This window comes from Polaromonas sp. P4_H1 (assembly GCF_056400945.1).
Window position 1 is genome coordinate 182,777 of the sequence record NZ_JBFUKG010000001.1, and the last position, 23,866, is coordinate 206,642.

At 64.6% G+C, this 23,866-nt stretch carries 25 protein-coding genes; 8 read left to right on the top strand and 17 right to left on the bottom strand.

All coding sequences use genetic code 11. The features are described from left to right. Nucleotides 1-210: 210 nt before the first annotated feature. From holA to AC1DS5_RS00870, 7 genes are all read right to left on the bottom strand, one after another. Nucleotides 211-1,284: a DNA polymerase III subunit delta gene (gene holA, locus AC1DS5_RS00840; protein WP_477716350.1), complete on the bottom strand. Its 1,074-nt coding sequence runs from the start codon at nt 1,282-1,284 to the stop codon at nt 211-213. 77 nt (nt 1,285-1,361) lie between these two features. Then, a complete protein-coding gene (locus tag AC1DS5_RS00845) occupies nt 1,362-1,868 on the bottom strand; it encodes an LPS-assembly lipoprotein LptE (RefSeq protein ID WP_477716351.1) in 507 nt (168 codons plus the stop codon). A 35-nt stretch (nt 1,869-1,903) separates the two neighbouring features. Then, a complete protein-coding gene (gene leuS / locus AC1DS5_RS00850) occupies nt 1,904-4,663 on the bottom strand; it encodes a leucine--tRNA ligase (RefSeq protein WP_477716352.1) in 2,760 nt (919 codons plus the stop codon). 142 nt (nt 4,664-4,805) lie between these two features. Continuing rightward, complete coding sequence (locus AC1DS5_RS00855) at nt 4,806-5,234, bottom strand: ExbD/TolR family protein (RefSeq protein WP_477716353.1); 429 nt, start codon at nt 5,232-5,234, stop codon at nt 4,806-4,808. 26 nt (nt 5,235-5,260) lie between these two features. After that, complete coding sequence (locus AC1DS5_RS00860) at nt 5,261-5,905, bottom strand: MotA/TolQ/ExbB proton channel family protein (protein WP_305635100.1); 645 nt, start codon at nt 5,903-5,905, stop codon at nt 5,261-5,263. A gap of 118 nt (nt 5,906-6,023) precedes the next feature. After that, a complete protein-coding gene (gene dapB, locus AC1DS5_RS00865) occupies nt 6,024-6,842 on the bottom strand; it encodes a 4-hydroxy-tetrahydrodipicolinate reductase (protein WP_477716354.1) in 819 nt (272 codons plus the stop codon). An 8-nt stretch (nt 6,843-6,850) separates the two neighbouring features. Then, the gene (locus tag AC1DS5_RS00870; protein ID WP_477716355.1) at nt 6,851-7,405 is read right to left on the bottom strand and encodes an outer membrane protein assembly factor BamE; all 555 of its coding nucleotides are present in this window, start codon (nt 7,403-7,405) and stop codon (nt 6,851-6,853) included. 105 nt (nt 7,406-7,510) lie between these two features. Between AC1DS5_RS00870 and fur the strand changes: the two genes are divergently transcribed. Further along, nucleotides 7,511-7,969, top strand: a complete 459-nt coding sequence (gene fur, locus AC1DS5_RS00875; protein WP_477716356.1) for a ferric iron uptake transcriptional regulator — start codon at nt 7,511-7,513, stop codon at nt 7,967-7,969. Nucleotides 7,970-8,231: 262 nt separating this feature from the next. On the opposite strand, the gene hprK is transcribed toward fur, so the two are convergent. From hprK to hpf, 3 genes are all read right to left on the bottom strand, one after another. Further along, nucleotides 8,232-9,182 carry an HPr(Ser) kinase/phosphatase gene (gene hprK / locus AC1DS5_RS00880; protein ID WP_477716357.1) on the bottom strand — a complete coding sequence of 317 codons (951 nt, stop codon included), beginning with the start codon at nt 9,180-9,182 and terminating at the stop codon, nt 8,232-8,234. Between the two features lie 54 nt (nt 9,183-9,236). Beyond that, nucleotides 9,237-9,710 (bottom strand): PTS IIA-like nitrogen regulatory protein PtsN, encoded by a 474-nt coding sequence (gene ptsN, locus AC1DS5_RS00885; RefSeq protein ID WP_477716358.1) that lies wholly within the window; start codon nt 9,708-9,710, stop codon nt 9,237-9,239. A gap of 186 nt (nt 9,711-9,896) precedes the next feature. Continuing rightward, nucleotides 9,897-10,226 (bottom strand): ribosome hibernation-promoting factor, HPF/YfiA family, encoded by a 330-nt coding sequence (hpf, locus tag AC1DS5_RS00890; protein ID WP_477716359.1) that lies wholly within the window; start codon nt 10,224-10,226, stop codon nt 9,897-9,899. A 564-nt stretch (nt 10,227-10,790) separates the two neighbouring features. Between hpf and AC1DS5_RS00895 the strand changes: the two genes are divergently transcribed. Beyond that, nucleotides 10,791-12,014, top strand: coding sequence for a patatin-like phospholipase family protein (locus AC1DS5_RS00895; RefSeq protein WP_477716360.1), 1,224 nt, complete (start codon nt 10,791-10,793; stop codon nt 12,012-12,014). A gap of 202 nt (nt 12,015-12,216) precedes the next feature. Continuing rightward, nucleotides 12,217-13,206: a magnesium and cobalt transport protein CorA gene (locus AC1DS5_RS00900; protein ID WP_477716361.1), complete on the top strand. Its 990-nt coding sequence runs from the start codon at nt 12,217-12,219 to the stop codon at nt 13,204-13,206. A 153-nt stretch (nt 13,207-13,359) separates the two neighbouring features. Here the strand turns inward: AC1DS5_RS00900 and pyrF are convergent, their stop codons facing one another. Continuing rightward, the gene (pyrF, locus tag AC1DS5_RS00905; protein ID WP_477716362.1) at nt 13,360-14,190 is read right to left on the bottom strand and encodes an orotidine-5'-phosphate decarboxylase; all 831 of its coding nucleotides are present in this window, start codon (nt 14,188-14,190) and stop codon (nt 13,360-13,362) included. A 198-nt stretch (nt 14,191-14,388) separates the two neighbouring features. On the opposite strand from pyrF, the gene AC1DS5_RS00910 reads away from it, so the two are divergent. Continuing rightward, nucleotides 14,389-15,285: a DMT family transporter gene (locus AC1DS5_RS00910; protein WP_477716363.1), complete on the top strand. Its 897-nt coding sequence runs from the start codon at nt 14,389-14,391 to the stop codon at nt 15,283-15,285. Nucleotides 15,286-15,288: 3 nt separating this feature from the next. Here AC1DS5_RS00910 and AC1DS5_RS00915 read toward each other — a convergent pair whose 3' ends face one another. From AC1DS5_RS00915 to tsaB, 3 genes are read right to left on the bottom strand one after another with little or no spacing between them, the layout of a single operon-like run. Continuing rightward, entirely contained in the window at nt 15,289-16,104 is an 816-nt protein-coding gene (locus AC1DS5_RS00915) for a uracil-DNA glycosylase family protein (RefSeq protein WP_477716364.1), read from the bottom strand. A 22-nt stretch (nt 16,105-16,126) separates the two neighbouring features. Next, complete coding sequence (gene rimI, locus AC1DS5_RS00920; RefSeq protein ID WP_477716365.1) at nt 16,127-16,630, bottom strand: ribosomal protein S18-alanine N-acetyltransferase; 504 nt, start codon at nt 16,628-16,630, stop codon at nt 16,127-16,129. Between the two features lie 19 nt (nt 16,631-16,649). Then, the gene (gene tsaB, locus AC1DS5_RS00925) at nt 16,650-17,441 is read right to left on the bottom strand and encodes a tRNA (adenosine(37)-N6)-threonylcarbamoyltransferase complex dimerization subunit type 1 TsaB (protein WP_477716366.1); all 792 of its coding nucleotides are present in this window, start codon (nt 17,439-17,441) and stop codon (nt 16,650-16,652) included. 207 nt (nt 17,442-17,648) lie between these two features. On the opposite strand from tsaB, the gene dacB reads away from it, so the two are divergent. From dacB to cutA, 3 genes are all read left to right on the top strand, one after another. Beyond that, complete coding sequence (dacB, locus tag AC1DS5_RS00930) at nt 17,649-19,193, top strand: D-alanyl-D-alanine carboxypeptidase/D-alanyl-D-alanine endopeptidase (RefSeq protein ID WP_477716367.1); 1,545 nt, start codon at nt 17,649-17,651, stop codon at nt 19,191-19,193. After that, entirely contained in the window at nt 19,190-19,465 is a 276-nt protein-coding gene (locus tag AC1DS5_RS00935) for a SemiSWEET transporter (protein ID WP_477716368.1), read from the top strand. Before dacB ends, AC1DS5_RS00935 begins: the two co-directional genes overlap by 4 nt. A 155-nt stretch (nt 19,466-19,620) precedes the next feature. After that, nucleotides 19,621-19,971, top strand: coding sequence for a divalent-cation tolerance protein CutA (cutA, locus tag AC1DS5_RS00940; RefSeq protein ID WP_477716369.1), 351 nt, complete (start codon nt 19,621-19,623; stop codon nt 19,969-19,971). A gap of 12 nt (nt 19,972-19,983) precedes the next feature. Here the strand turns inward: cutA and AC1DS5_RS00945 are convergent, their stop codons facing one another. The 3 genes from AC1DS5_RS00945 to purE are packed head-to-tail and all read right to left on the bottom strand — an operon-like array spanning nt 19,984 to nt 22,711. Beyond that, on the bottom strand, nt 19,984-20,979 hold the full coding sequence (locus AC1DS5_RS00945) for an L-threonylcarbamoyladenylate synthase (protein ID WP_477716370.1): 996 nt from the start codon (nt 20,977-20,979) through the stop codon (nt 19,984-19,986). After that, complete coding sequence (locus AC1DS5_RS00950) at nt 20,979-22,208, bottom strand: 5-(carboxyamino)imidazole ribonucleotide synthase (protein WP_477716371.1); 1,230 nt, start codon at nt 22,206-22,208, stop codon at nt 20,979-20,981. Before AC1DS5_RS00950 ends, AC1DS5_RS00945 begins: the two co-directional genes overlap by 1 nt. Continuing rightward, nucleotides 22,205-22,711, bottom strand: coding sequence for a 5-(carboxyamino)imidazole ribonucleotide mutase (purE, locus tag AC1DS5_RS00955; protein WP_477716372.1), 507 nt, complete (start codon nt 22,709-22,711; stop codon nt 22,205-22,207). The genes AC1DS5_RS00950 and purE overlap by 4 nt, the downstream gene beginning before the upstream one ends. Nucleotides 22,712-22,909: 198 nt before the next feature. Between purE and trxA the strand changes: the two genes are divergently transcribed. Then, complete coding sequence (trxA, locus tag AC1DS5_RS00960) at nt 22,910-23,809, top strand: thioredoxin (RefSeq protein WP_477716373.1); 900 nt, start codon at nt 22,910-22,912, stop codon at nt 23,807-23,809. Nucleotides 23,810-23,866: the final 57 nt, after the last annotated feature.

Consider the following 23,866-nt stretch of genomic DNA (forward strand, 5'->3'; position numbering starts at 1 on the left):
TATTCACGCACCGGCGGGCTTCAGGTCCTTATTTAGGTCCTTGTATTTGCATGGGGCATTGGATCAAACTGGAGCACCCCACGTTCGCTCACTGCGTGTTGCTCTCGAGGCCTTGCAGGCCGCGGCTCGCGGGACGCTTCGCCTCTGTCTCCTGTCCGAACCTGCTCAAGCAGGTTCGGAGCCGCAGGCTCCAGCCCCTCGGGGGCTATTTCACCTAGGGCGGCCCGGCGCGGCGCATTGCTCGCACACCATGCCGGCCAGCCGGTGCAGGGCCTGCCAGCCGTCGGCGGGCCAGTCAGGCTGTTTCAGGCCCTTGACGATGCCGTCGACCTTGTGGGCGGCATGCAGCAGGTTGGCCAGGGTGGTGTCGCCGATTTGCGGCAGCACGCGCTCGAACAGTTTTTCCTTGATGCCCCAGACACGGTTTTCGCGCAATGCCATCGGCATGGGTCGGCCGGCGCCAATCGCGTCTTTTACGCGCTTCATGCTGCGAATGTCTTCGCTCAGGGCCCAGTGCACCAGCACTTCAGACTCGCCCTCGGACTGCAGGCCGTCGAGCATGCGCGCCACGCGCACCGCCTGGCCGCCGAGCACGGCCTCCGACAGCTTGAACACGTCATAGCGCGCCACGTTGAGCACGGCGTTTTCCACCTGGTCAAAACTGAGAATACCGTCTTCCTGGGCCGGATAGAGCAAGCCCAGCTTCTGGATCTCCTGGTGCGCGGCCAGCAGGTTGCCTTCCACCCGGTCGGCAAAAAACTGCAGGGTGCGCTGGCCTTCTTCGCCCGCCGCCACGCGCTGGCCCTGCTGCTGCAGGCGCTGGGCAATCCATTGCGGCAGGTTGCGGCGATCGATCGGATCGAACTTGACCGTGACGCCAAAGCTGTCGAGCGCGCCAAACCAGGCCCCCTTGGCGGTCATGCTGTCCAGCCGGGGCAGCAGCACCAGCGTCAGTGTGGAGTCATCGCCCTGGGCACGCTCGGCCAGCTGCTGCAGCGCGACCGATCCGTCCTTGCCGGGCTTGCCGCTGGGGATGCGGATCTCCACGATCTGCTTGTCGGCAAACAGGCTCAGCGAGCCGCCGCTGGCCAGCACCTCGCTCCAGTCGAAATGCGCCCCGGCCACCGTGTGCACGGTGCGTTCGGTATAGCCCTGCTCCCGGGCTGCGGCGCGCAGGGCGTCGGCGAACTCCTGCACCAGCAAGGGCTCGTCGCCATGCAGTGTGTAAAGGCTTTTCAGGCCGCGCTTGAGGTGCTCGGACAGTTGCGCGGGGGCCAGGTTCATGGCTGAAGTTTAGCGCCCTCCATCCCCGCGGTGAAATTTCCAGCCGCGCGCAGGCCCGGCAATCCCCAGCACTCCGCCTAGATTTCCGTCACGGCCGCCAGGCGGCGCATGATCTGCTGGACGATGTCGCTTTGCATGTCGCGGTAGAGCAGGTTTTCCTCCGCCTCCTTGGCCAGCACGGCGGATTCGTTGAAGCTGATGTCGCGCTGCTGCAGGATTTCGGTTTCCGGTATCAACTCCTTGCCCGCCAGCGTGCGCAGCTTGAAACGAAAGCGCATGCGCAACTGGAACTCGCGCACCTGGCCAGTGGCGTTGCGGCTGAGCACCTGCTTTTCCCGCTGGTCGCCCAGCACGTCCAGAATGACCTGTGCATCCTTGATCTGCCGGCCGTCGGTGATCACCTTGACCTTGCGGGTGGACTCCAGCGACCGCCGCAATTCCACGCCCAGCGGCGAGGATTCGGGAAGGCCGCTGAACAGGGTCGTGAAGGCGAAATCCGGCGCCTTGCGCAGCTGAAAGCCACAGCCAGCCAGGCTCAGGGCGGCGGCGGAAGCCGTCAGGGACAGTAAAGCGCGACGCTGCATGGTTTGCCTTATCTTGGGGTTATCTCGGGATGATCTCAGACAACGATGTTGACCAGCCGGCCAGGCACCACGATGACCTTTTTGGCGGGTGCGCCGGCCGCCTGCTTGAGGAAGGCTTCCGACGCCAGCGCCGCAGCCTCGATGGTGGCCTTGTCGGCCCCCGCGGGAACGGTGACGGAGCCCCGCAGCTTGCCATTGACCTGCAGCACCAGTTCGATCTCATCCTGCTGCAGCGCGCTGCTGTCCACTTCGGGCCAGGGCGCATCCAGCAGGTCGCCCTGCCGGGCCGCATAGCCCAGCTCTGACCACAGGGCGTGCGCCAGGTGCGGCGTCGCGGGGTAGAGGCAGCGCAGCAGGATGCCGAAGCCTTCGCGCAATGCGGCCACGGACGCCGGTGGAACTTCGCCTTCGAGTGCCGCTGGGCCGCCCCGAGGCGCGAGGGCCCCCTCGGGGGGCAGCGTAGTACGCGAAGCGACAAGCGTGGGGGCCAGAAAGTCCTCCAGCGCATTGAGCAGCTTCATGCCGCCGGAGACCACCGTGTTGTACTGCATGCGCTGGTAGTCGTAGTCCACCTGCTTGAGCACCGTGTGCACCTCCAGCCTCAGGGCCTTGGTTTCCTTGTCAAACGTGGCTTTAGCCCCATCAATACCCAAGCCACCGGCATCAGCATCAGCATCAGCGCCTGAATTCAGGGCAGAAAGCTTGAAGCCGAAATTCCAGACACGCCGCAAAAAGCGGTAAGAGCCTTCCACTGCCGCGTCGTTCCATTCGAGCGTGGCTTCGGGCGGTGCGGTGAACATGGTGTACAGGCGCGCGGTGTCGGCGCCGTATCTTTCAATCAGGTCCTGCGGGTCGACGCCGTTGTTCTTGGACTTGCTCATGGTGCCCACGCCTTCGTAGTTCACCAGCAGGCCGTCGCTCTTGCGCTTCGCGCCGGTCACCTTGCCCGAGGTGTCATGAATGTCTTCCACTTCGCTGGGCCAGAAATATTCGATGCCGCCTTTTTCGCCCTTGCGCGAATAGATGTGGTTCAGCACCATGCCCTGCGTCAGCAGCTTGGTGAAGGGCTCATCAACTTTCACCAGCCCCAGGTCGCGCATGACCTTGGTCCAGAAACGCGCATACAGCAGGTGCAGGATGGCATGCTCGATGCCGCCGATGTACTGGTCCATCGGCATCCAGTAGTCGGCGCCCCCGGCGACCATCTGCTGGTCGTTCTTCGGGTCGCAGTAGCGCATGTAGTACCACGACGAATCGACAAAGGTGTCCATGGTGTCGGTCTCGCGACGTGCGGGCTTGCCACACACCGGGCAGACGACACCCGCGTGAAAACCTTCGTGCCTGTGCAGCGGGTTGCCCGAGCCATCGGGCACGCAGTCCTGCGGCAGCATCACCGGCAGGTCTTTCTCGGGAACCGGCACGGCGCCGTGTTCATCGCAATGAATGATGGGGATGGGCGTGCCCCAGTAGCGCTGGCGGCTGACGCCCCAATCGCGCAGGCGCCAGGTGGTTTTCTTCTCGCCCAGGCCCTTGGCGGCCAGGTCGGCGGCTACGGCATCGACGCAGGCCTTCAAGCCCAGGCCGTCGTACTTGCCGGAGTTGACCGCCACGCCCTGCTGCTTGTCGCCGTACCAGTCCGCCCAGGCCTCAAGGCTGTAGGCCTGGCCTTTCACATCGGTCACCTGTTTGATGGGCAGGCCGTATTTTTTGGCGAACTCGAAATCACGTTCGTCATGCGCGGGCACACCCATCACGGCGCCGTCGCCATAGCTCATGAGCACGTAGTTCCCGACCCATACCTCAACCTGCTCGCCCGTCAGCGGGTGCGTCACAAAGAGGCCGGTGGGCTTGCCTTTTTTCTCCTGCGTGGCCAGCTCGGCCTCGGTGGTGCCGCCGGCCTTGCATTCCTCGATGAAAGCGGCGAGCTGCGGATTCAAGGCGGCGGCATGCAGCGCCAGCGGATGCTCCGGTGCAACCGCGCAAAAGGTGACGCCCATGATGGTGTCGGCGCGGGTGGTGAACACATACATCTTCCCGCCGCCGATCAACGCGCCGGAGGCATCCCTGATGTCGTGCGTGAAGGCAAAGCGCACCCCTTCGCTTTTGCCGATCCAGTTTTCCTGCATCAGCTTGACACGCTCGGGCCAGCCCGGCAGCTGGTGCTGCACATGGCCCAGCAGCTCTTCGGCGTAGTCGGTGATCTTCAGGTAGTAGCCGGGGATCTCGCGCTTTTCCACCGTCGCGCCGGTGCGCCATCCCTTGCCGTCGATCACCTGTTCGTTGGCCAGCACGGTCTGGTCCACCGGGTCCCAGTTGACGACCTGGGTCTTGCGGTAGGCAATGCCTTTTTCCAGCATCTTCAAAAACAGCCACTGGTTCCACTTGTAGTAGCTTGGGTCACAGGTCGCCACCTCGCGGCTCCAGTCGATGGCCAGCCCCATCGCCTGCATCTGCTTTTTCATGTAGGCGATGTTGTCGTAGGTCCACTGCGCCGGTGGCACGCCGTTTTTCATGGCGGCGTTTTCGGCCGGCAGGCCGAATGCGTCCCAGCCCATGGGCATGAGCACGTTGTAGCCCTTCATGCGCAGGTAGCGCGTGAGCATGTCGTTGATGGTGTAGTTGCGCACATGCCCCATGTGCAGCTTGCCGCTGGGGTAGGGCAGCATGGAGCAGGCGTAGTACTTGCCCATCGGCTTCTTGCCGCTGGTGTCTTCGGTGACGCGGTAGGCATCCGCTGCGATCCATTGGGCTTGAGCGCTGCGCTCGACGTCGAGGTGGTTGTATTTGTCTTGCATGGGGATAGCGCCCGAAAGTTTCGCTTCCGTCGGTCGCACAATAAGTTCGAGCGGTAAAAAAAGGCAGTTGACAACAGTGAAAAAAGCGGGGCAGGCCCGTTGCTCTTTTCAGATCTTCAGAAATGGTGACCTGGCCGTAATTTTACGGGCGCGCTGCGGGCTTGGGCTCGGCAACAAAACCGATGCGGCTGAGCCCGGCTTTTTGCGCCACACCCATCACCTCCACCACCCGGCCGTAGGGCACGGCCTCGTCGGCGCGCAGCTGCACCTCGGTATCGGGGTTCCGGCCCGCGGTTTGCGCCAGGTTCCGCGCCAGCTCGTCCAGCTTCACGGGCTTGTCGTTCAGAAAAACCTGGCCCGTTTTGTCGACCACCAGCGTGACAAACTGGGGTACATCGGTCGACTGGGCCCCCTCGGTCCTGGGCAGGTCAAGCCGGACGGTGCTGGCCAGCAAGGGCGCCGTGATGATGAAAATGACCACCAGCACCAGCATCACGTCCACCAGCGGTGTGACATTGATCTCGCTCATGGGCTGTGGGCCCTGGATGCGTTCGAGTCGGCCAAATCCCATGGTGCATGCGTTCCTGGTTTGAAGGCTCAGCCCCGATGGCCGGCCAGCAACTCCCGCAAATCGCGCGCAAACCCTTCCAGGTCGGCCTCGATGCGGCCAATGTGGCGGCCAAAGATGTTGTAGGCCAGCACGGCAGGAATCGCGACCGCCAGGCCGGCGGCTGTCATGATGAGCGCCTCGCCGACCGGCCCCGAGACCTTGTCTATCGTGATCTGGCCAGCCGACGCGATGCCGATCAATGCATGGTAGATGCCCCAGACCGTGCCCAGCAGGCCCACAAACGGAGCGGTCGAGCCGACGGTGGCCAGCAGGACCTGGCCAAACTGCAGCTTGTGCAGGATGGCGTGCAGGGCATCGCGCAGCACACGGGTCAACTGCTGGGCCCGGTCGCCGGCAGCCCCCAGGGTGCCAATGGCTCTTAACTTCGTGGCATCAATCAAGGGCAACACCAGCGATTCACGATCAAAAGCCGCGACTTTCTGGCTGGCCTCCTCGATTGACACGGACTGCCAGAAAACAGCAGTACTGCGCGCCACATCGCCCAGCGCGCGGTGCAGCAGCCAGGCTTTCCACAGGATCACCACCCAGCTGGCTACCGACATGGCCAGCAACAGCACCGCGACCAGCTGGCTGACGACGCCGCCCTGGGTCATGAGGCTGAAAAAATTCATAGTGGCGCTTCGCCTCTGTCACCTGTCCAAACCTGCTCGAGCAGCTTCGGAGCCGCAGGTTCCAGCCCCTCGGGGGCTGAACTTGCTTGGGGCGGCCCGGCGCGGCGTTCGGCGGGGCTCATTTCAGGTTGAGGACGTCAAACATGTCAAAAAGACCGCTGGACTGGCCGCCCAGGAAACGGGCGGCGCGCAGGCTGCCCTGGGCATAGTTGCTCCGGCTCGACGACTTGTGGCTGATCTCTATGCGCTCTCCGGTGCCCAGGAACATCACGGTGTGGTCGCCGACGACGTCACCGCCGCGCACGGCGGAAAAACCGATGGACAAAGGGTCGCGCTCGCCCGTGATGCCTTCGCGGGCATACACGGCGCAATCCTTCAGGTCGCGGCCCAGCGCGCCGGCAATCACTTCGCCCATCTTGAGGGCGGTGCCGGAAGGCGCATCCACCTTGTGGCGATGATGGGCCTCGATGATCTCAATGTCGTAGCCGGTAGACAGGGCCTTGGCGGCCATCTCCAGCAGTTTGAACGTGACGTTGACACCCACGCTCATGTTGGGCGCCATGACGATGGCAATGTCTTTGGCGGCGGCGGCTATCTCGGCCTTCTGTTCTTCTGAAAAGCCGGTGGTGCCTATCACCAGCTTGACGCCGAGTTCACGGCACACCTTCAGGTGCGCAAGCGTGCCTTCGGGGCGGGTGAAATCGATCAGCACGCCGGCGTTCTGCAATCCCTGGCGGATGTCGGCGCTGATGAGCACACCGCTGGCCCGTCCGGAAAATGCCGCTGCGTCCATGCCGATGGCGGGGCTGGCGGCCACATCGAGTGCGCCCGTCAGCTGGAAGTCGGTGCTGGCGCTTACCGCTTCAATCAGCATGTGGCCCATGCGGCCACCGGCACCCGCTACCGCGATCCTGTGATGGCGCGCGTCCGTCGTCATGCCGCCGCTCACTGTTTCGGGCTTTCGAGCGGCGGGTAGACCGTGGTCTGCGGATCCGCCGGCGGAGCGGCGACGGCAGCCCCGGACGCCGGCTTGGCGGACGAGGGTTTTTCAGCGGCCTTCAGCTGCTCTTCGCTGGCTTCCAGGGGAGGCACTTTGCCCAATTTACGCTTGTTGTCCAGTTTGGCGATGAACTCCGCTTCGCTGGGCATGGCATCGCCGGCAAAGCTCTCGAGCTGGTCACCCTTGAAAATTACCGTGTATTTGTAGGTCTGGGAATCAACGCCCTGCCGCTTCAGCGTGAAGACATAGTCCCAACGGTCGGCATGGAAAAGACTCGCCAGCAGGGGCGTGCCGAGGACCGCCCGGACCTGGTCGCGGCTCATGCCGGGCCGCAGCTGCTCGACCTGCTCGCTGGAGATGAAGTTGCCCTGGATCACATCTATCTTGTAGGGGGTGATCCAGTTGACCGGGTTGATCGCGCTGCTGCCGCAGGACGCCAGTACCGCGCATGCCAGGACGATGGAAGCTGTTTGGACGCCGTAACGATGATTTGCAGACATGGGATAGGGTGTAGCGATATGATTGGTCATTGTAGCGGCTGGGTGCTTCCTGACCCCGGATCAGGCCGCCAGGGGCCCCGCCCCGTGTCCCCCAAAGAGATTTCCATGAGCAACATTGACGAGTTAAAAAACACCGGCCTCAAGGCCACCTTGCCTCGCCTGAAGATCCTCGAGATTTTTCAGGCCGGCAAGCAGCGCCACATGACGGCGGAAGACGTCTTCCGGGTACTGCTGGAAGACCGGTCGGACATCGGTCTGGCCACGGTGTATCGGGTGTTGACCCAGTTTGAGCAGGCGGGCCTCCTCAATCGCAGCAATTTCGAGTCGGGCAAGGCGGTCTACGAGATCAATGAAGGCCAGCACCATGACCACCTGGTGTGCCTGGATTGCGGCAAGGTTGAGGAGTTTTACGACGCCGAGATTGAAAAGCGCCAGCATGCCGTGGCCAAGGCCAAGGGGTTTGCCATCGCCGACCACTCCCTCTCGATGTACGCCAATTGCACCAAGGACAACTGCCCCAACCGGGGCACGGCGGTGCCTGTGCGCCACCATCACCACACCTGATTTCAGAGATTAAATATCGCTCTAGCCATTGCCCGACGGGCGCAGCAAGCTATTAATTCAATAGCGGGCCAATGATTTAAAAATCCCCCGCAGGGTCGCCCCAAGCAAAATTAGCCCCTCAGGGGCAGAGAGCTTGCACGTTGTAGGCGACCGTGGAGCCTCTTAATTCCAGCAGGGGCCGCGGAACCGGCTTCGCCGGGCCGCAGGCGCAACGGCCCCCTCGGGGGGGCAGCGCGGTACGCGAAGCGACAAGCGTGGGGGCCTAATCATCCTGCTCCATTGCCTTGCGGTGCCGCTCCACGAAATCCTGGTAAGTGTTGATGCCGCGCAGCTGCAGGATGGCATTGCGCACGGCGGCCTCCACCAGCACGGCGATGTTGCGGCCGGCCTCCACCTGGATGATGACCTTGCGCACGGGAATCCCCAGCACGTCTTGCGTCAGCGGCTCGTAGGGGATGCGTTCGTAGTCGCGCTCCAGGGTCTCCCGGCGCACCAGGTGGACGATCATCTTCAGGCGCATCTTGCGGCGGACGGCCGTCTCACCAAAAATCGCCTTGATGTCCAGCAGGCCGATCCCGCGCACTTCGAGCAGGTTCTGCAGCAACTCGGGACAGCGTCCTTCAATCGTGGTCTGGTTGATGCGGTACAGGTCCACCGCGTCGTCGGCCACCAGGCCATGCCCACGCGAAATCAGCTCCAGCCCCAGCTCGCTTTTGCCCAGGCCGGACTCGCCGGTGATCATGACGCCCATGCCCAGAATGTCCATGAAGACACCGTGCATGGAGGTGCGGTCGGCAAAGTGCTTGGACAGGTAGGCCCGCAGCACGTCAATCACAAAGGCGGCCGACTCCGGCGTGGCGAACATCGGCAATTGCGCGCGCTCGCACATCGACAGCAGCGTGTCGGGCGCCGTCTGGTCGTCGGCCACCACCAGCACCGGCGGCTCCAGCGTGATGATGCGGGAGATGCGGCGGGCGCAGTCGTCCGGGCTTTCGTTGGTCAGGTATGCGACTTCGCGCTCGCCCAGGATCTGTACGCGGTACGGATGGATGTAGTTGAGGTAGCCGACCAGGTCAGCCCCGGAGCGCGCCGCGCGCACGGCCACTTCGTCAAAACGCCTTTCGGAGGCGCCCAGGCCCGCCACCCACTGCCACTTCAGGGCGGCGCGGTGGTCCTCAAACAGAACGTCAGCGCTGACAACGGTGGGCTTCATGCCGGCCTGTTACTGAAAATCAAGGTTCACACCGCCCAAGTCCAGGAACCGGGTTCATGAACTGACTTCATGGACAGAGTGCCACGATGCAATCAAGTGGTGCAGCGCCGCCGCGTCCGTGCTCGTCTTGAGTTGCTCGCGCAGCGTGCTGTCACTGAGCAGTTCGGCAATTTCAGAGAGGATTTCAAGGTGTTTTTGCGTGGCGGCTTCCGGCACCAGCAAAAAAATCAGCAGCCCGACGGCCTGCTCGTCGGGCGCATCGAAACCGATGGGGGCCTGCAGCTGGAAAACCGCGGCCATCGGGGCCTTGAGGCCCTTGATGCGGCCATGGGGAATGGCCACGCCATGGCCAAGACCGGTCGAGCCCAGGCGCTCACGCGCGAACAGGCTGTCGGTGATCAGCGCACGGTTCAGGCCGTGCTGGTTTTCAAACAACAAACCGGCTTCTTCAAAAGCACGCTTTTTGCTCGTCGCTTCAACACTGACCAGCACTTGGGAGGGGGGCAAAATTTGCGAAAGACGGTTCATAACGATCTTTTAGTCGCCGAATTATGCACTTTACAGCGGGTTTGAAGGCAGAAGGGGCATAAAAAAGCCGCTTGCGCGTGCAGCGGCTCGTCAGAACACACTAATTTACCCAATGACACAAGGAGTGCCCGAAGGGCAGGGCCAAGTGTCAACTGCGGGCCGCCTTTCGGCGCGATCCCGCCAAAGCTAGGCTTGTCGCTTGACGGCAACGTGGTGGTGATCCTGGGTTCTGGTTTTGTAGCGCCCGACCTGACGGTCAAGCTTGTCAGTCAATTCATCAACTGCGGCGTACAGATCAGCGTGAGAGCTCTCGGCAAACAGGTCGCGGCCCTTGACATGCACATTGCACTCGGCCCGCTGGCGTCTTTCCTTTTCCTTCATGTTGTCCACTGTCAACAGGACTTTTACATCCACTACCTGGTCGAAATGCCGGGTAATCCGATCCAGCTTGCTTGTCACATAACCGCGCAGCGCGGGGGTAACTTCAAGATGGTGACCGCTGATCGTCAAGTTCATAAAGAAACTCCTTTTCCAAAGTTGGAGCTGGGTTGAAAACACCATCCGGCCAGTGACGGCAGGACGGCAGACGGGGGACAACACTCTTGGAATCACTATGCGCCCGAAGCCTTGCAATTGCAAGCCGGCATCGTAAGAACACGTGAGGCACGCCCGCCCGCGAAACCGCCCAGCGTCCAGGGCGGCCCTGGCGCCAGGCCCAGGCACCCGACGCCGCCAACCGGGCGCAAGTCCTTGATTTTCCGGGGTTTCTGATGGGTGACGGGCCGTCCGGCGGCGGCACCCCAAGCTGCCGCCGCAATCAAGCCCGAACGGTCAGGAAAAGTCGGATAACCGCCGGTTTTACTCAGGTTTTGGAGTCTGCGGGGTCCGGCGGTTCCCGCAGCCCGATCCGGCCTCGGCGGATGGCGGCGTGGCGCCGTTGCAACCAGGACAAGCCCGGTGACGGGGCAAGTGGGTCGTTCGCCTGCAAATTGTCATTTACCACCGCCCGGGTGATGTAGGCTCCATGCGAGGGTGAGCCATGGGATATTCGGCAATCACGCTCGCACCGATCGGCTCAGCATGTCACTAGAAACCGTCCTCTCCGGCCTGACCGGCCCCAAAGAAGAACTCAATGCCCTGGTGTTGATGGGCGGGGGTGCGCGTACCGCGTACCAGGCTGGCGTGCTCCATGCACTGTCCACCATGCTGAGCCTTCAGGGTGACAGTTTCAACGAGCAGTTTCCCTTCAAGATACTGGTGGGAACGTCGGCCGGCGCGCTCAATGCAACCTTCCTCGCCAGCCATGCCGGCGAAGGATTAAGGGCCTTTGGCCAGCTGGCCAGCTTCTGGACCACCCTGCGCTCGTCCCATGTGTACAAGCTCAGCGTGCCGACGTGGATACGCTCGAGCCGGATTGCGGCGGCCCTGTTCCTGTCGCAGCAGGTGCGCGCCCAGCACTCGCTGCTGGACAACACACCGCTGGTAGACACCCTGCATGGCTGCATTTCACTGGACCGGATTGACCAGGCACTGCAAGACCAGACGCTGCATTCGCTGGCCATCTCCGCCTCCAGCTACAGCAGCGGGGTGCACTGGACGTTTTGCCAGATGGCCCCCGGCCGGCAGATCGATCTGTGGAACCGGCCGGGCCGACGCGCCGAGTTCCAGCCCATCACCATCGAGCATCTGATGGCCTCCAGCGCCCTTCCCTTCCTGTTTCCGTCCACACCGCTGTGGGTGGATGGCCGTCGCGAGTTTTTCGGCGATGGCTCGATGCGCCAGAGTTCGCCGCTGTCGCCCGCCCTGCACCTGGGTGCCGGCAAGATACTGGTGATTGGGGTCGGGCAGCCGGAGCGCGCCACCTTCGTCAGCGGCAATGGCCCGAACATCAGCGGCAGACCCACCCTGGGCGCCATTGCCGGCCACGCCATGGCCAGCGTCTTCCAGGACACGCTGCAGGCCGATGTGGAGCAAGCCCAGCGGGTGAGCAAAACCATGCGCCAGCTGCCACGGGAGATCGCCGCGCTGTTGCCTTACCGGCCCGTCGAGGTACTGGCGATGGCTCCGTCCCAGTCGCTCGACGCACTGGCGCAGGCGCATGCCAGCGAGCTGCCCACAGGCGCATACAACGCGCTGGCGGGCCTGGGCGCGCTCGGCGCCAAAGGCAGTCCGGGCGGCGCAGCCCTGGCCAGCTACCTGTTGTTCGAGCCGGGCTTTGTCAGGGCGTTGATGGCGCTGGGCGAGCAGGATGCCTATGCCCGCAAAGACGAACTGATGGCTTTTTTTCGGCCTGGCGGGCGGTAGATAAATCGGTTTTGAAATGCCATAATCGCCGCTGATTCATTACGGAGAAATCCTTGGAAAGCAGCCCTAGTCGCTAGCTTTCAACACCGCAGACTGACCTGAAGTGTCGTTGGGGGGTTGAAAGCGATAGCGCCACTCACCCCCCTTTGCCCAAGGCGCACGCGCTCCTTGCGCCGGCCCTTGAACCGATAGGCAGTCAGTCATGCTCAATATTTTCACGCTCGCCAACGGGCGGCTGTTCCAGGAAGAGATCGAGTCCCTGGAAGAACTCTCCAAATTCCAGCCCATCTGGGTGGACCTGGAATCCCCCACCCTGGAAGAAAAACGCTGGATCAAGCAGTACTACGGCCTGTCCATCCCTGAAGACGCGATGGACGAGGACATTGAGGAGTCCGCCCGCTTCTATGAAGAAGACAACGGCGAGCTGCACATCCGCTCCGACTTTCTGATTGCCGACGAGGCGGAGCCGCGCACGGTGCGGGTGGCCTTCATCCTGAACCTGGTGAATGACGACCTGAAAAGCAAGGGTGTGCTGTTCTCCATCCACGACGAGGATGTGCCGGTGTTCCGGTTGCTGCGCATGCGCGCGCGGCGCGCGCCGGGGCTGATTGAAGACGCCAAGGAAGTGCTGCTCAAGCTGTTTGACGCCGATGCCGAATACTCCGCCGACACCCTGGAAGGCATTTATGTCGAGCTGGAAAAAGTCAGCACCCAGGTGCTGTCAGGCGATGTGACCGACGCCCTGGCCGGCGAAGTGCTGGGCGCCATTGCGCGCCACGAAGACTTGAACGGCCGCATCCGCCGCAACATGATGGATACGCGCCGCGCGGTCAGCTTCATGATGCGCAGCAAGATGCTCAATGCCGAGCAGTTCGAGGAGGCGCGTCAAATCCTGCGCGACATTGACTCGCTCGACTCACACACCGCCTTCCTGTTCGACAAGATCAACTTCCTGATGGATGCCACGGTCGGTTTCATCAACATCAACCAGAACAAGATCATCAAGATCTTCTCGGTCGCCAGCGTTGCGCTGCTGCCGCCCACGCTGATCGCGAGCCTGTACGGCATGAACCTGAAATTCCCCGAGTTCGACCTGCTCGGTACGGCGGCCTACCCCTACGTGCTGGCGCTGATGGTCTCCAGTGCCCTGGTGCCCATGTGGTACTTCCGCAAGCGTGGCTGGTTGAAGTAGCCGGCCGGCCTCCCGGTCGCGGGCGTGTAAAAAAGGTCTTGCCCCAATGATGACGCAACATATTGCTACTAATCCGATAGCGATCTGTGCCTCATCTGCACCTCTGGCCTTAACCTCTATTCATGGGCCGGAAACGTATAAGCCTTACACCCTTTACACCTCCAGGCGCGCCGCCTCCAGCATATCGCGCGTCCTCACCGCTTCCCGCCGCGCAGCCTCCGCAAAATCCTCTCCCGACGACGCATACAGGATCGCCCTGGAAGAGTTCACGATGATGGACGCACCTGCACGCCAACCCGCCTTGACCGTTGCCACCGCATCGCCGCCCTGCGCGCCCACTCCGGGGATGAGCAGCGGCAGCGTCGGCGCCACGCTGCGCACGCGCTCGATCTCCGCCGGATAGGTGGCGCCAACCACGAGACCGAGCTGGCCGTTGAGGTTCCACGGACCTTGGGCCAGGCGGGCGACGTGTTCATAGAGCAAGGGCTGGCCGTCGATGCTGGCCAGACGCTGGTTCTGCAGGTCGTCACCGCCGGGATTCGAGGTGCGGCACAGCAGGAAGGCGCCTTTGCCCTGGTATTTCAGGTAGGGCTGCACCGAATCGAAACCCATGAACGGTGACAGCGTCACCGCGTCGGCGCCGTAGCGCTCGAACGCTTCCTTGGCGTACTGCTCGGCCGTGCTGCCAATGTCGCCGCGCTTGGCATCAAGGATGATGGGCACCTGCGGCGCCACGCGGCGCATGTGCTCCATGAGGCGTTCGAGCTGGCCCTCGGCCCGGTGCGCGGCAAAGTAGGCGATCTGCGGCTTGAAGGCGATCACCAGGTCGGCGGTGGCATCGACGATGGCGGCACAAAAGTCGTAGATCTTGTTGGCGTCGCCCTGGAGCCTGCCGGGGAATCTGGTGGGCTCCGGGTCCAGGCCCACGCACAGCATGGAGTTGTTCTGGCGTTCTGCGGCGCCCAGCATGTCGAGGAAGGTCATGGGCCTATTGTAAGAAGTGTGGCCCCCACGGTCGCTCACTGCGTGTAGCTCCCTGCCCCCCGAGGGGGCCGCTGCGCCTGCGGTCTGGCAAAGCCAGTCCCGCGGCCCCTGCTGGGCTGGAAAAACCGGGACAATCCACACCCACCCACCCATCCGACGTTCATCAGCGCCGGCCCTCCAGTACATCGACGCATCCGCATGCAACTCAATCGCCAGCAGCTCCTGCTCCTTGCCCTCCTGACGCTCGCCTGGGGCCTGAACTGGCCCGTGATGAAAGCGGGCGTGACCGGCTTTCCGCCGCTGACGTTCCGCGCCATGTCAATCTGGCTCGGCATTCCGGTGCTGGGCCTGGCCATGGTGCTCCTGAGAGTCCCTTTTCATGTGCCGAAAGGCAACTACCGCGAACTGTTCTGGCTGGCGTTTGCCAACATGTTTGTCTGGCATGCGCTGATCATCCTGGCGGTGAAAAACCTGAGCAGCGGACGCGCCGCGATCCTGGGCTACACCATGCCGATTTTTTCAGCGCTGCTCGGCGCCTGTTTTTTTGGCACACGCCTGAAGCCGCGCCACTGGCTGGGTGTGGCGGCGGCCGCTCTCGGCGTGGCCCTGCTGCTCTGGACCGAGCTGATCCACCTGTCGGGCCGGCCGCTGGGTGTGTTGTGCGCGCTGGTGGCCGCCGCGGTGTGGGCCTTCGGCACGCAGAGGCTGCGCAACACGACGATCGCTGCCGCGACCCTGACCCTTTCTTTCTGGATGACCGTGATGACGGCCGTGGTGATGACAGCCCTGGGCCTGGCGTTCGAACAGGCCCAGTGGCGGGCGCCGTCGCCGCAGACCTGGGCCGCGATTGCCTACAACGCCGTGCTGATTTTCGGTTTTGCCCATGCCGCCTGGTTCACGCTGGCGCGCGCCCTGCCGCCGGTCGCGTCCAGCCTGAGCGTGATGATGATTCCCGTCCTGGGGGTTTTCTCGGGCGCGCTGGGCCTGGGCGAAGTGCTGCACTGGCAGGACTGGACCGCCGTGGTGCTGATGGTGGCGGCCATCGCGTCGGTGCTGATGCCCGGCCGCTCGCCCGAACCCGGAAAGACAGGCTGAAAATCAGCCGGGTCGGGAGGTTGTAGCGCCACCGGCCAGGCGCATGGCCAGGCACAGGTCTTCCCAGGCCTTGGCCTTGTCGGCGGGGTTGCGCAGCAGGTAGGTGGCGTCATAGGTCACGATGGTGTTCGCGCCCTGCACGCGGTGCACTTGGCCCCGGAGCCTGCCCAGGGGTTCGGTGGACTGCAACACCGCCTGCGCCGCCAGGCGGCCCATCACCAGCACCACATCGGGCAGCGCATGGGCCGCCAAATCCGCCAGCGCCGCCTGCAGGCCGGTAGCCGCCGTGCCGGAAGCCGCCAGCCGGACCAGCGGCGCCAGCAGCACGACGCCGGCCTGGTTCAGGCCGGCCGCACGCAGCATGTTGTCGAGCAGCTTTCCGGCATCGCCGAGGAAGGGGGAGAAGGGCTCGGCCTGCAAGGCCGCGGCCGGCGTTTCGGCAAGCACCAGCCAGCGCGCACCTTGCGCCTGGGCTCCCTCGGCATACAGCGCCTGCGGGGCCCCCAGGCGCCAGCCCGCCGGCCCGCTGCCGGGCTGCGCCTCGGTGCGGGGTGCCGGGGATGTTTGGGATGCCGGGGCTTGGGGAACTTGGGGCGCTTGCGCGGGCACGAAACCGTCTCGCACCACCGCCGGCCTGTTCGGCTTGTCGGCAGGGAGATGGCCCGCAGCCCCCGCCAGCTCGGCACGAGGAAGCACCGCAGCCATGGCAGGCTCGACGTCGACCTCCACAGGTGGCTGGACCGGCGCCTGGGGCAGCCAGACCCGCACGCCCATTTCGCGCAACATGGCGCGCTGGCGCTTGTCGAGGCTCAGGCTCATCGGAGGGTCCTCGCGATGGAACTCACAGGGCCAGACTCATGACAATGGCGTCCTCGCGCCGCGACGCTGCGGCCGGGTAGTAGTTGCGGCGCGTGCCCACATGGCGAAAACCATAGCGCTCATAAACGGCCTGGGCGCGCACGTTGCTCACGCGCACTTCCAGCCACAGCCACTGGGCGCCCTGCCCCCGCGACCACAGGGCCAGCGCGTCCAGCATCACCCGCGCCCAGCCCTGACGTTGATGGGCAGGGGCCACGGTGATGTTGAGCAGGTGCACCTCGTCCACACCCTTCATGGCCACAAAATAGCCCAGCAACTCGTTTTGCGGCGCGCCCGCGGCAGATAGCACGACGTGTTCGCCAGCCGTGAGCAGCTGCGCCTGGTAGCCTGCATTGATCGAATCGGTGAAATTGCCCTGCGTCCACGGGTGGTCGTAAGCGCTTTTTTCCACCCGCACGACCGCCTCCAGCCACGCGGGCGTCATGGCTTCGAACTGGGCTTCGAGGGGTTTGAAAACAGCGTTCATGAAGGACTGCAAGCGGGTTTCAGGCAGGGTGGGCCAGGCTGGCGGCCGACAGGGCCGACAGCGCCGCCCGGGCCTTGACCTCGGCCCGCTCGTCGGTGGTAAGCGCTACTTTATCGCGAACGTACAGCGGCAGGGCCAACGCGGCATCCACGCAATGCCCGGCGGCGGCCAAGGCCGGGGCCAGCCGCAGCATGGCCGCGGCGGTGGGCAGGGCCTCCAGCCGGGTGAGCGACGCGAGCCCCGCGGGCAGACGGTCGGCATACACGCCGAACACATTCCCGGCCCACAAGCCGGTGGCCGGCTCCGGCACCAGGTTTTCCGGCCGTATCAGCTCGCACTCACCCAGCGGCGCGCAGGCATCCCCGTGGAATTCATAGCTCCGCACATACATTTCATCCATGCGCGCATCGAGCAGCGCCGTCACCCGCAGGACGGAGGACGCGCCGGAAGGGTTGCCGGCCGCCTGATGCTGCTGGAAACGGGCCTCTTCGGCCACGGCCATCAGCGTGTCGATGGGCAAGACCGGCATGCCGGCCCCGCCGTTGGCGCCGAACGCCAGGCCTTGCGCCACCGCGCAGGCCGTGCGCAAGCCGGTGAAGGAGCCGGGGCCGCGGCCAAAGGCAATCGCATCCAGCTGGCCCAGCGCCAGGCCCGCGTCGGCCAGCAGCGCCAGGATCGCGGGAATCAGCGTGGCCGAGGCTTGTGCGCCACCCGCGCCGCTGTGCTGCCAGACGCGCACGCCATCCGTCAGCGCAATCGACATGCGATCGGTGCTGGTGTCAAACGCCAGGAATTTCCGAACTTCAGACATCAAACAAGGCCCAGTCCCAAATATTGGGGGCAGAAGTAGCTATCAAAATCATAGTTAATATCGTTGCGCCTGTTCGGCCCTGGCACCTGCCAGCCGGGTTGGCAGGCTGCCGGCGACGAACACGCATTCCCTGATTATCCGGCCTGGCGCTTTGGCGGGGGTTTTGCAGGGTTGGTGACGGCGCGGGCCAACGCAGATAATCGCCTGATGCTTTTCAACCCATCCCGCGCCCGCCTGACGGCGCACCTGGCTGCCGGCCTGCTGGCCGGGCTGGCCAGCCTGACAAGCATCCCCACCGCCGCCCAGACAACGGCCCAGGCCCTGCCCCCCGAAGTGGCTGCCCTGCTGGCGCAGGCCAAGGTGCCGCGCGACGCACTGGCCGCCGTGGTGGTGGATGCCGCACCGGCCCTGAATGGCCAGACCGGCCAGTCCGCCCCCTTGCTGAGCTGGCGCGCCAACGCTGCCATGAACCCGGCCTCGGTCATGAAGCTGGTGACCACTTACGCCGCCCTGGAACTGCTGGGCCCGTCATTCACCTGGAACACACCGGTGTATGTCGACGGCACCGTCGCGGACGGTGTGCTGCAGGGCAACCTCATCATTCAGGGCAGGGGCGACCCCAAGCTGGTGCTGGAGCGGCTGTGGCTGCTGCTGCGCCGGGTGCAGGGCCTGGGCATCAAGAGCATCACCGGCGACATCCTGCTCGACCGCAGCGCGTTTGCCCTCACCGCGCAGAACCCGGGCGACTTTGACGGCGAACCGCTGCGGCCCTACAACGCCGCGCCCGACGCGCTGCTGATCAACTACAAATCGGTGGTGATGACCTTTGCGCCCCATCCCGGTAGCGGCATCGCCAGCGTGAGCTTTGAGCCGCCCCTGGCCAATGTGCAGATGCAGGCCAGCGTGCCGCTGTCGGCGGGCCAGGGTGCAGGCGCTTCGCTGCTGGAATGCGGCGACTACCGGGGACGGCTGAAGGCCGACTTCAGCGACCCGTTTCGCATCACCTTCAGCGGCAGCTACCCGGCAGGCTGCGGCGAAAAGGTCTGGCCCGTGGCCTACATCGACCCGGCGAGCTACGCGGAGCGGGCCGTGGCGGGCCTGTGGCAGGACATGGGCGGGCGCCTGGGCGGCCGGGTCCGCGAGGGCCGCGCGCCCCTGGGCGTGAAACCGGCCTTCGAGGTGGTGTCGCCGACGCTGGCCGAGGTGATTCGCGACATCAACAAATACAGCAACAACGTGATGGCGCAGCAGCTGTTCCTGACACTCAGCCTGGTACAGGGTGTGCAGGGCGTACCAGGCCAGCCACGCGCGGGCGGCCAGGACTATGTGGCCAGCAACGAGGCCTCGCGCGAGGTGCTGCGCAGCTGGTGGCGCGAGCGCTTTGGCGAGCAGGACATGCCGGTGCTGGACAACGGCTCAGGCCTGTCGCGGCTGGAGCGTGCAACGCCGCAGGGGCTGGCGCGGCTGCTGCAGACCGCCTATGTCTCGGGCGCCATGCCCGAGCTGATGGCCTCGCTGCCGATCAGCGGCGTGGACGGCACGCTCAGGCGCAGCAAATCGCGCGTGTCGCAGGGTTGGGCCCACCTGAAATCCGGCTCGCTGCGCGACGCCAATGCGCTGGCCGGCTATGTGCACACGCCGAGCGGCCGGCGCCTGGTGGTGGTGGCCATCGTCAACCATCCGAATGCGCCGGCCGCACGGCCCGCCCTGGAAGCGCTGGTGAACTGGGCGGTGAAGGAAGGCAGCAAATGACCCCGTCGATCAATGTGACCGATCTGGTCGGCGCCCTGGCCGCCTGCCTGACCACCCTGAGCTTTTTGCCGCAAGCCTGGCTGACCTTCAAAACGCGCGATGTCCGGGGCGTCTCACTGGGCATGTACAGCTTTTTTGCGATCGGGGTGGCGCTGTGGCTGGCCTACGGCCTGCTGCTGCGCGCCTGGCCGATCGTGATCGCCAATGCGGTGACGCTGGCCCTGGCGCTGGCCATCCTCGGCATGAAATTAAGGTACCGCCGGAACCCTTGAAGTTATTCCAGCCTGGTGTGGACAAGCCTGTTGATGACCGGCGCACAAGCAGGTCACAATGCCATTTGGCGCGGGTCGCCGGTGCGTTGCCTGAATTTCGGGCACCCGGCGGATCTGTTTGCCGGACAGTCAACCGCACACCTCGGGAGGCCAGCATGGCGCTTGCGAAGCAAACCGGAACGCAGGGCGCCACGCCCTACTGCATCGTGCTGACCGCGACGGCCGATCTGGCGCAGGCCGAAACCCTGGCGCGCCAGATCGTCGAGGCGCGACTGGGCGCCTGTGTCCAGATGCAGCCGATCGAGAGTTTCTATGTGTGGAAAGGTGAGTTGTGCCGCTCGCCCGAATACAGCCTGTCCATCAAGACGCGCCAGGACAGGTTTGAGGCACTGGCGCAATTTATTCGCACGCACCATGCCTACGAGACACCCGAGATCGTGCAGGTTCCCATCACCGCCGGCTCCGCTGACTACCTGCAATGGGTGGACGCGGGTACACAGGATTAGGCCCGTGCTCCTTCAGCTGGCAGCAGCGCGTGCCAGCCGGTCGCGCACACCGTCCCACGCTGCCGTGGCGGGCAGGTGTTCAATCCAGATCAGTTTCACGCCCTTGGCGTCAAAGTCGCGCAGCACGGCAAACAGCTGCTGCGCGGTTGCCGCTGCGTCGTCCGGCATGCGCCGGTACAGCACCTGATCGGACTTGATGCGCACGATGCTGCGGGCATAGATCGCGATGTGGGCGGCGTCTGCGCCCAGCAAATCCAGCGCGGTCTGTATCGCGCCGGCGTCCATCAGGCGCACCTTGGCATGGGGCGCGTAGTGTGCTTCCAGCGTGCCGGAGGCGCGCGGCGCATCACCCAGGCCGGCCGCTTCCCGCGCCAGTTCGTCCTTGTCCAGCACCGGCTCGCCGCACGCGGCCTCGAGCTGCGCGCGCGTGAGCACCCCGGGGCGCAGCAGCACCGGGCGGCCGCGCGTGCAATCGACAATGCTTGACTCGATGCCGACCTCGCACGGTCCGCCGTCGAGCACCAGCAGACTGTCGCCAAACTCCTGCTGCACATGCTGCGCCGTGGTGGGGCTGACGCGGCCAAAACGGTTGGCGCTCGGCCCGGCCACCCCGGTGGTGCACGCCTGCAAAAAAGCCAGCGCCACCGGATGCGAGGGGCAGCGCAGCCCGATCGAGCCCTGGCCACCGGCAGCGGCTGCGGCCACACCTTCCCGGCGCGGCAATATCACAGTGAGCGGCCCGGGCCAGAAGGCCTGTATCAGGCGGGCCGCAAACGGCGGCACGCTGCTGGCGTAATCGGCCACCTGCCGCGCATCGGCCACATGCACGATCAGCGGATGGTTTGCGGGACGGCCCTTGGCGGCAAAAATGCCCGCCACCGCCTGGTCGCTTGAGGCATCGGCGCCCAGGCCATACACCGTTTCGGTCGGAAAACCCACCAGCCCGCCGGCCTGGATGCGGCGGGCGGCTTCAAGAACGGACTGCGGGTCGGCGCCGGGCAGGATCATCAGTGGTCTTCGAGGCCCGGCAAGCCGAGGATGGCGGCCGCCTTGCGCGCCGTGGCCTGCACGCCCGCGACATCGGCACCCGTGATGTTGAGGTGGCCCATCTTGCGGCCCGCACGCGCGTGCAGCTTGCCGTACAGGTGCAGATGGGCACCGGGCAGCGCCAGCACGGCCTGCCAGTCGGGTGTGTGCTCCTTGCCCTGGGCATCGAACCACAGGTCGCCCAGCAGATTGAGCATGATGGCGGGCGAATGCTGGCGCGGCTGCGGCAGGGGCAGGCCGGCCATCGCATGCACCTGCAGGTCAAACTGCGAAACATCGCAGGCGTCCAGCGTGTAATGGCCGCTGTTGTGCGGGCGCGGCGCCATTTCATTGACCACCAGCGCGCCGTGCTCGCTGCCGTCGTCAATCACGAAAAACTCGACGCACAAAATACCGACATAACCCACATGATCCACTATGGATTTAGTCGCTGCAAGCGCCTGTACGGCAAGGGACGAAGGCATGTTTGACGCATAAGCATGGGTCACGGCCAGAATGCCGTCGACATGCACGTTGCGCTGCGGCGGGAAGCTGACGATGCTGCCGTCCCAGCCCCGTGCCACCAGCACCGAGCATTCGGCCTTGAGCGGCAGCAACTGTTCGAGCACGCAGGGCACCTGCTTGAGCGCGGTCCAGGCGGCCAGCAGCTCCTCGCGGGTCCTGATGCGCATCTGGCCCTTGCCGTCGTAGCCCAGGCGGGCGGTTTTCAAAATGCCGGGCAGCAGGGCATCGGGCACCGCCTCGACCGCGGCCGCGCTGTCGATCACGGCGAAGGGCGCGCAGCTCACGCCCGAGATGCCGGCGCAGGCCACGAAGTGGTCTTTTTCGGCGATGCGGTCCTGGGCAATCGCCACGGCGGCGGCGCCCGGCGCCACCGGGCGCGTCGCGGCCAGCGCGGTCAGGGCCTGGGCGGGCACGTTCTCGAATTCGGTGGTGATGGCATCGCACTGCGCGGCCAGCTGCGCCAGCCCGTCGGCATCGTCGTAGGCGGTCTGGATGAAGTGGTGGCTCACATAGCCAGCCGGGCTGTGCGGGTCCGGATCCAGTACGGTGGTGAAGTAGCCCAGCCGCTGGGCGGCATGCACAAACATGCGGCCCAGCTGGCCGCCGCCCATGACGCCGAGCGTGGCCGGGTGGCCGTCGGCCGACACCGTACCGGGAAGCACAGGCAACATCGGTGCCGGGCTCATGCGGGAGGCAGCGTCATGGCGCGCGCAGCGGCCGTCTGCTCTGCGCGGAAAGCCTGCAGCTTGTCGGCGAGGGTTTTGTCGTGCGTTGCCAGCATGGCCACCGCAAACAGCGCTGCGTTGGCCGCACCGGCATTGCCGATGGCAAACGTCGCCACCGGTACCCCCTTGGGCATCTGCACAATGCTGTGCAGCGAATCAACACCCTGCAGGTGGTTGCTGGCCACGGGCACGCCCAGGATGGGCACCGCGGTTTTGGCGGCCAGCATGCCGGGCAGGTGGGCCGCACCGCCGGCACCGGCAATGATGGCCTGAAGGCCGCGCCCGGCGGCCTGTTCGGCATAGGCAAACAGCTCATCGGGCATGCGGTGGGCCGACACCACGCGGGCCTCGTGCGCCACGCCGAACTGCTGGAGGATTTGCACGGCATGCTGCATGGTGGTCCAGTCGCTGCTGGAGCCCATCACCACACCCACGAGGGGGCGGACCGGATTGTGCGTTGTCATAGTGGACCTTCAAGCCAAGAGTCTGCGGGCGGCTGCGTGCCCGGAACCCATGATTTTAAGGGCTCGGGCCCATGCCCCGACGCGTGCTATCGTCTGGCCTGCTGTCGATGGCCCCCGACCGGGTGCGCGCAACAAAGCATTTGACAAGCCGCCCGCCGGCTGAAAACATCCTTTTAATCCCCCTTTTTTTGCCGAATCATGATTGACGTCACCCTTGCCAACTTTGAAGCGGAAGTCGTTGCCGCTTCCATGACCACCCCCGTGCTGATTGACTTCTGGGCGCCCTGGTGCGGCCCCTGCAAGTCGCTCGGGCCTATCCTGGAAAAGGTCGAGCAGGCCTACGCCGGGCGCTTCAAGCTGGTGAAGATCGATTCCGACCAGGAGCAGCAACTCGGTGCCGCCTTCGGCATCCGCAGCATTCCCACCTGCATCCTGATGATGAACGGCCAGCCGGTGGACGGCTTTGCCGGCGCCCTGCCCGAAGGCAAGGTCAAGGAGTTTCTGGACAAGCATTTGCCGCCGGCGGAGGAACAGCCTGAAGAGCAGGAGCTTCAACTCGAAGAAGAAAGCACAGACCCCGCCGCCATCCTCGAAAAACTGCAGCATGCCGTGGCGACCGACCCCGCCGACCATAACGCCCGCTTTGACTACGTCAAGCTGCTGCTGACCCTGGGACACGAAGACGACGCCAAGGTGGCTTTTGCACCGGTGATTAGCCAAACGTCGGTGGTGCGGCGCTTTGACTCGCTCAAACGCTGGATGGATGCTATTGATTTTGTAGCGATTAATGCACTCGGAGAAAGCGCATCCGCCGGATTTGATGCAAAAATCGCCACCAACAAGCGGGACTTTGAAGCCCGCTTTGACAAGGCCCGCTGGCTGATGGCCCAACAGCACTGGACCGGGGCGCTGGACGAGCTGCTGGAGATCCTGATGCGTGACAAAAGCTGGAACGAGGACCTGGCGCGCAAAACCTACATCGCCGTGCTCGACATCATGGAAGCGCCCAAACCCAAGGTGGCCGACGGGCAGATTCCGCCCGAGGACCCGACGGTGGCCACCTACCGGCGCCGCCTGAGCAGCATAGTGTTGAGTTAACCCCCGTGGAGGCCTTCGGCCTCCTCCCCCCTTGCAGGGGGCGGTCGCCCAGGGCCG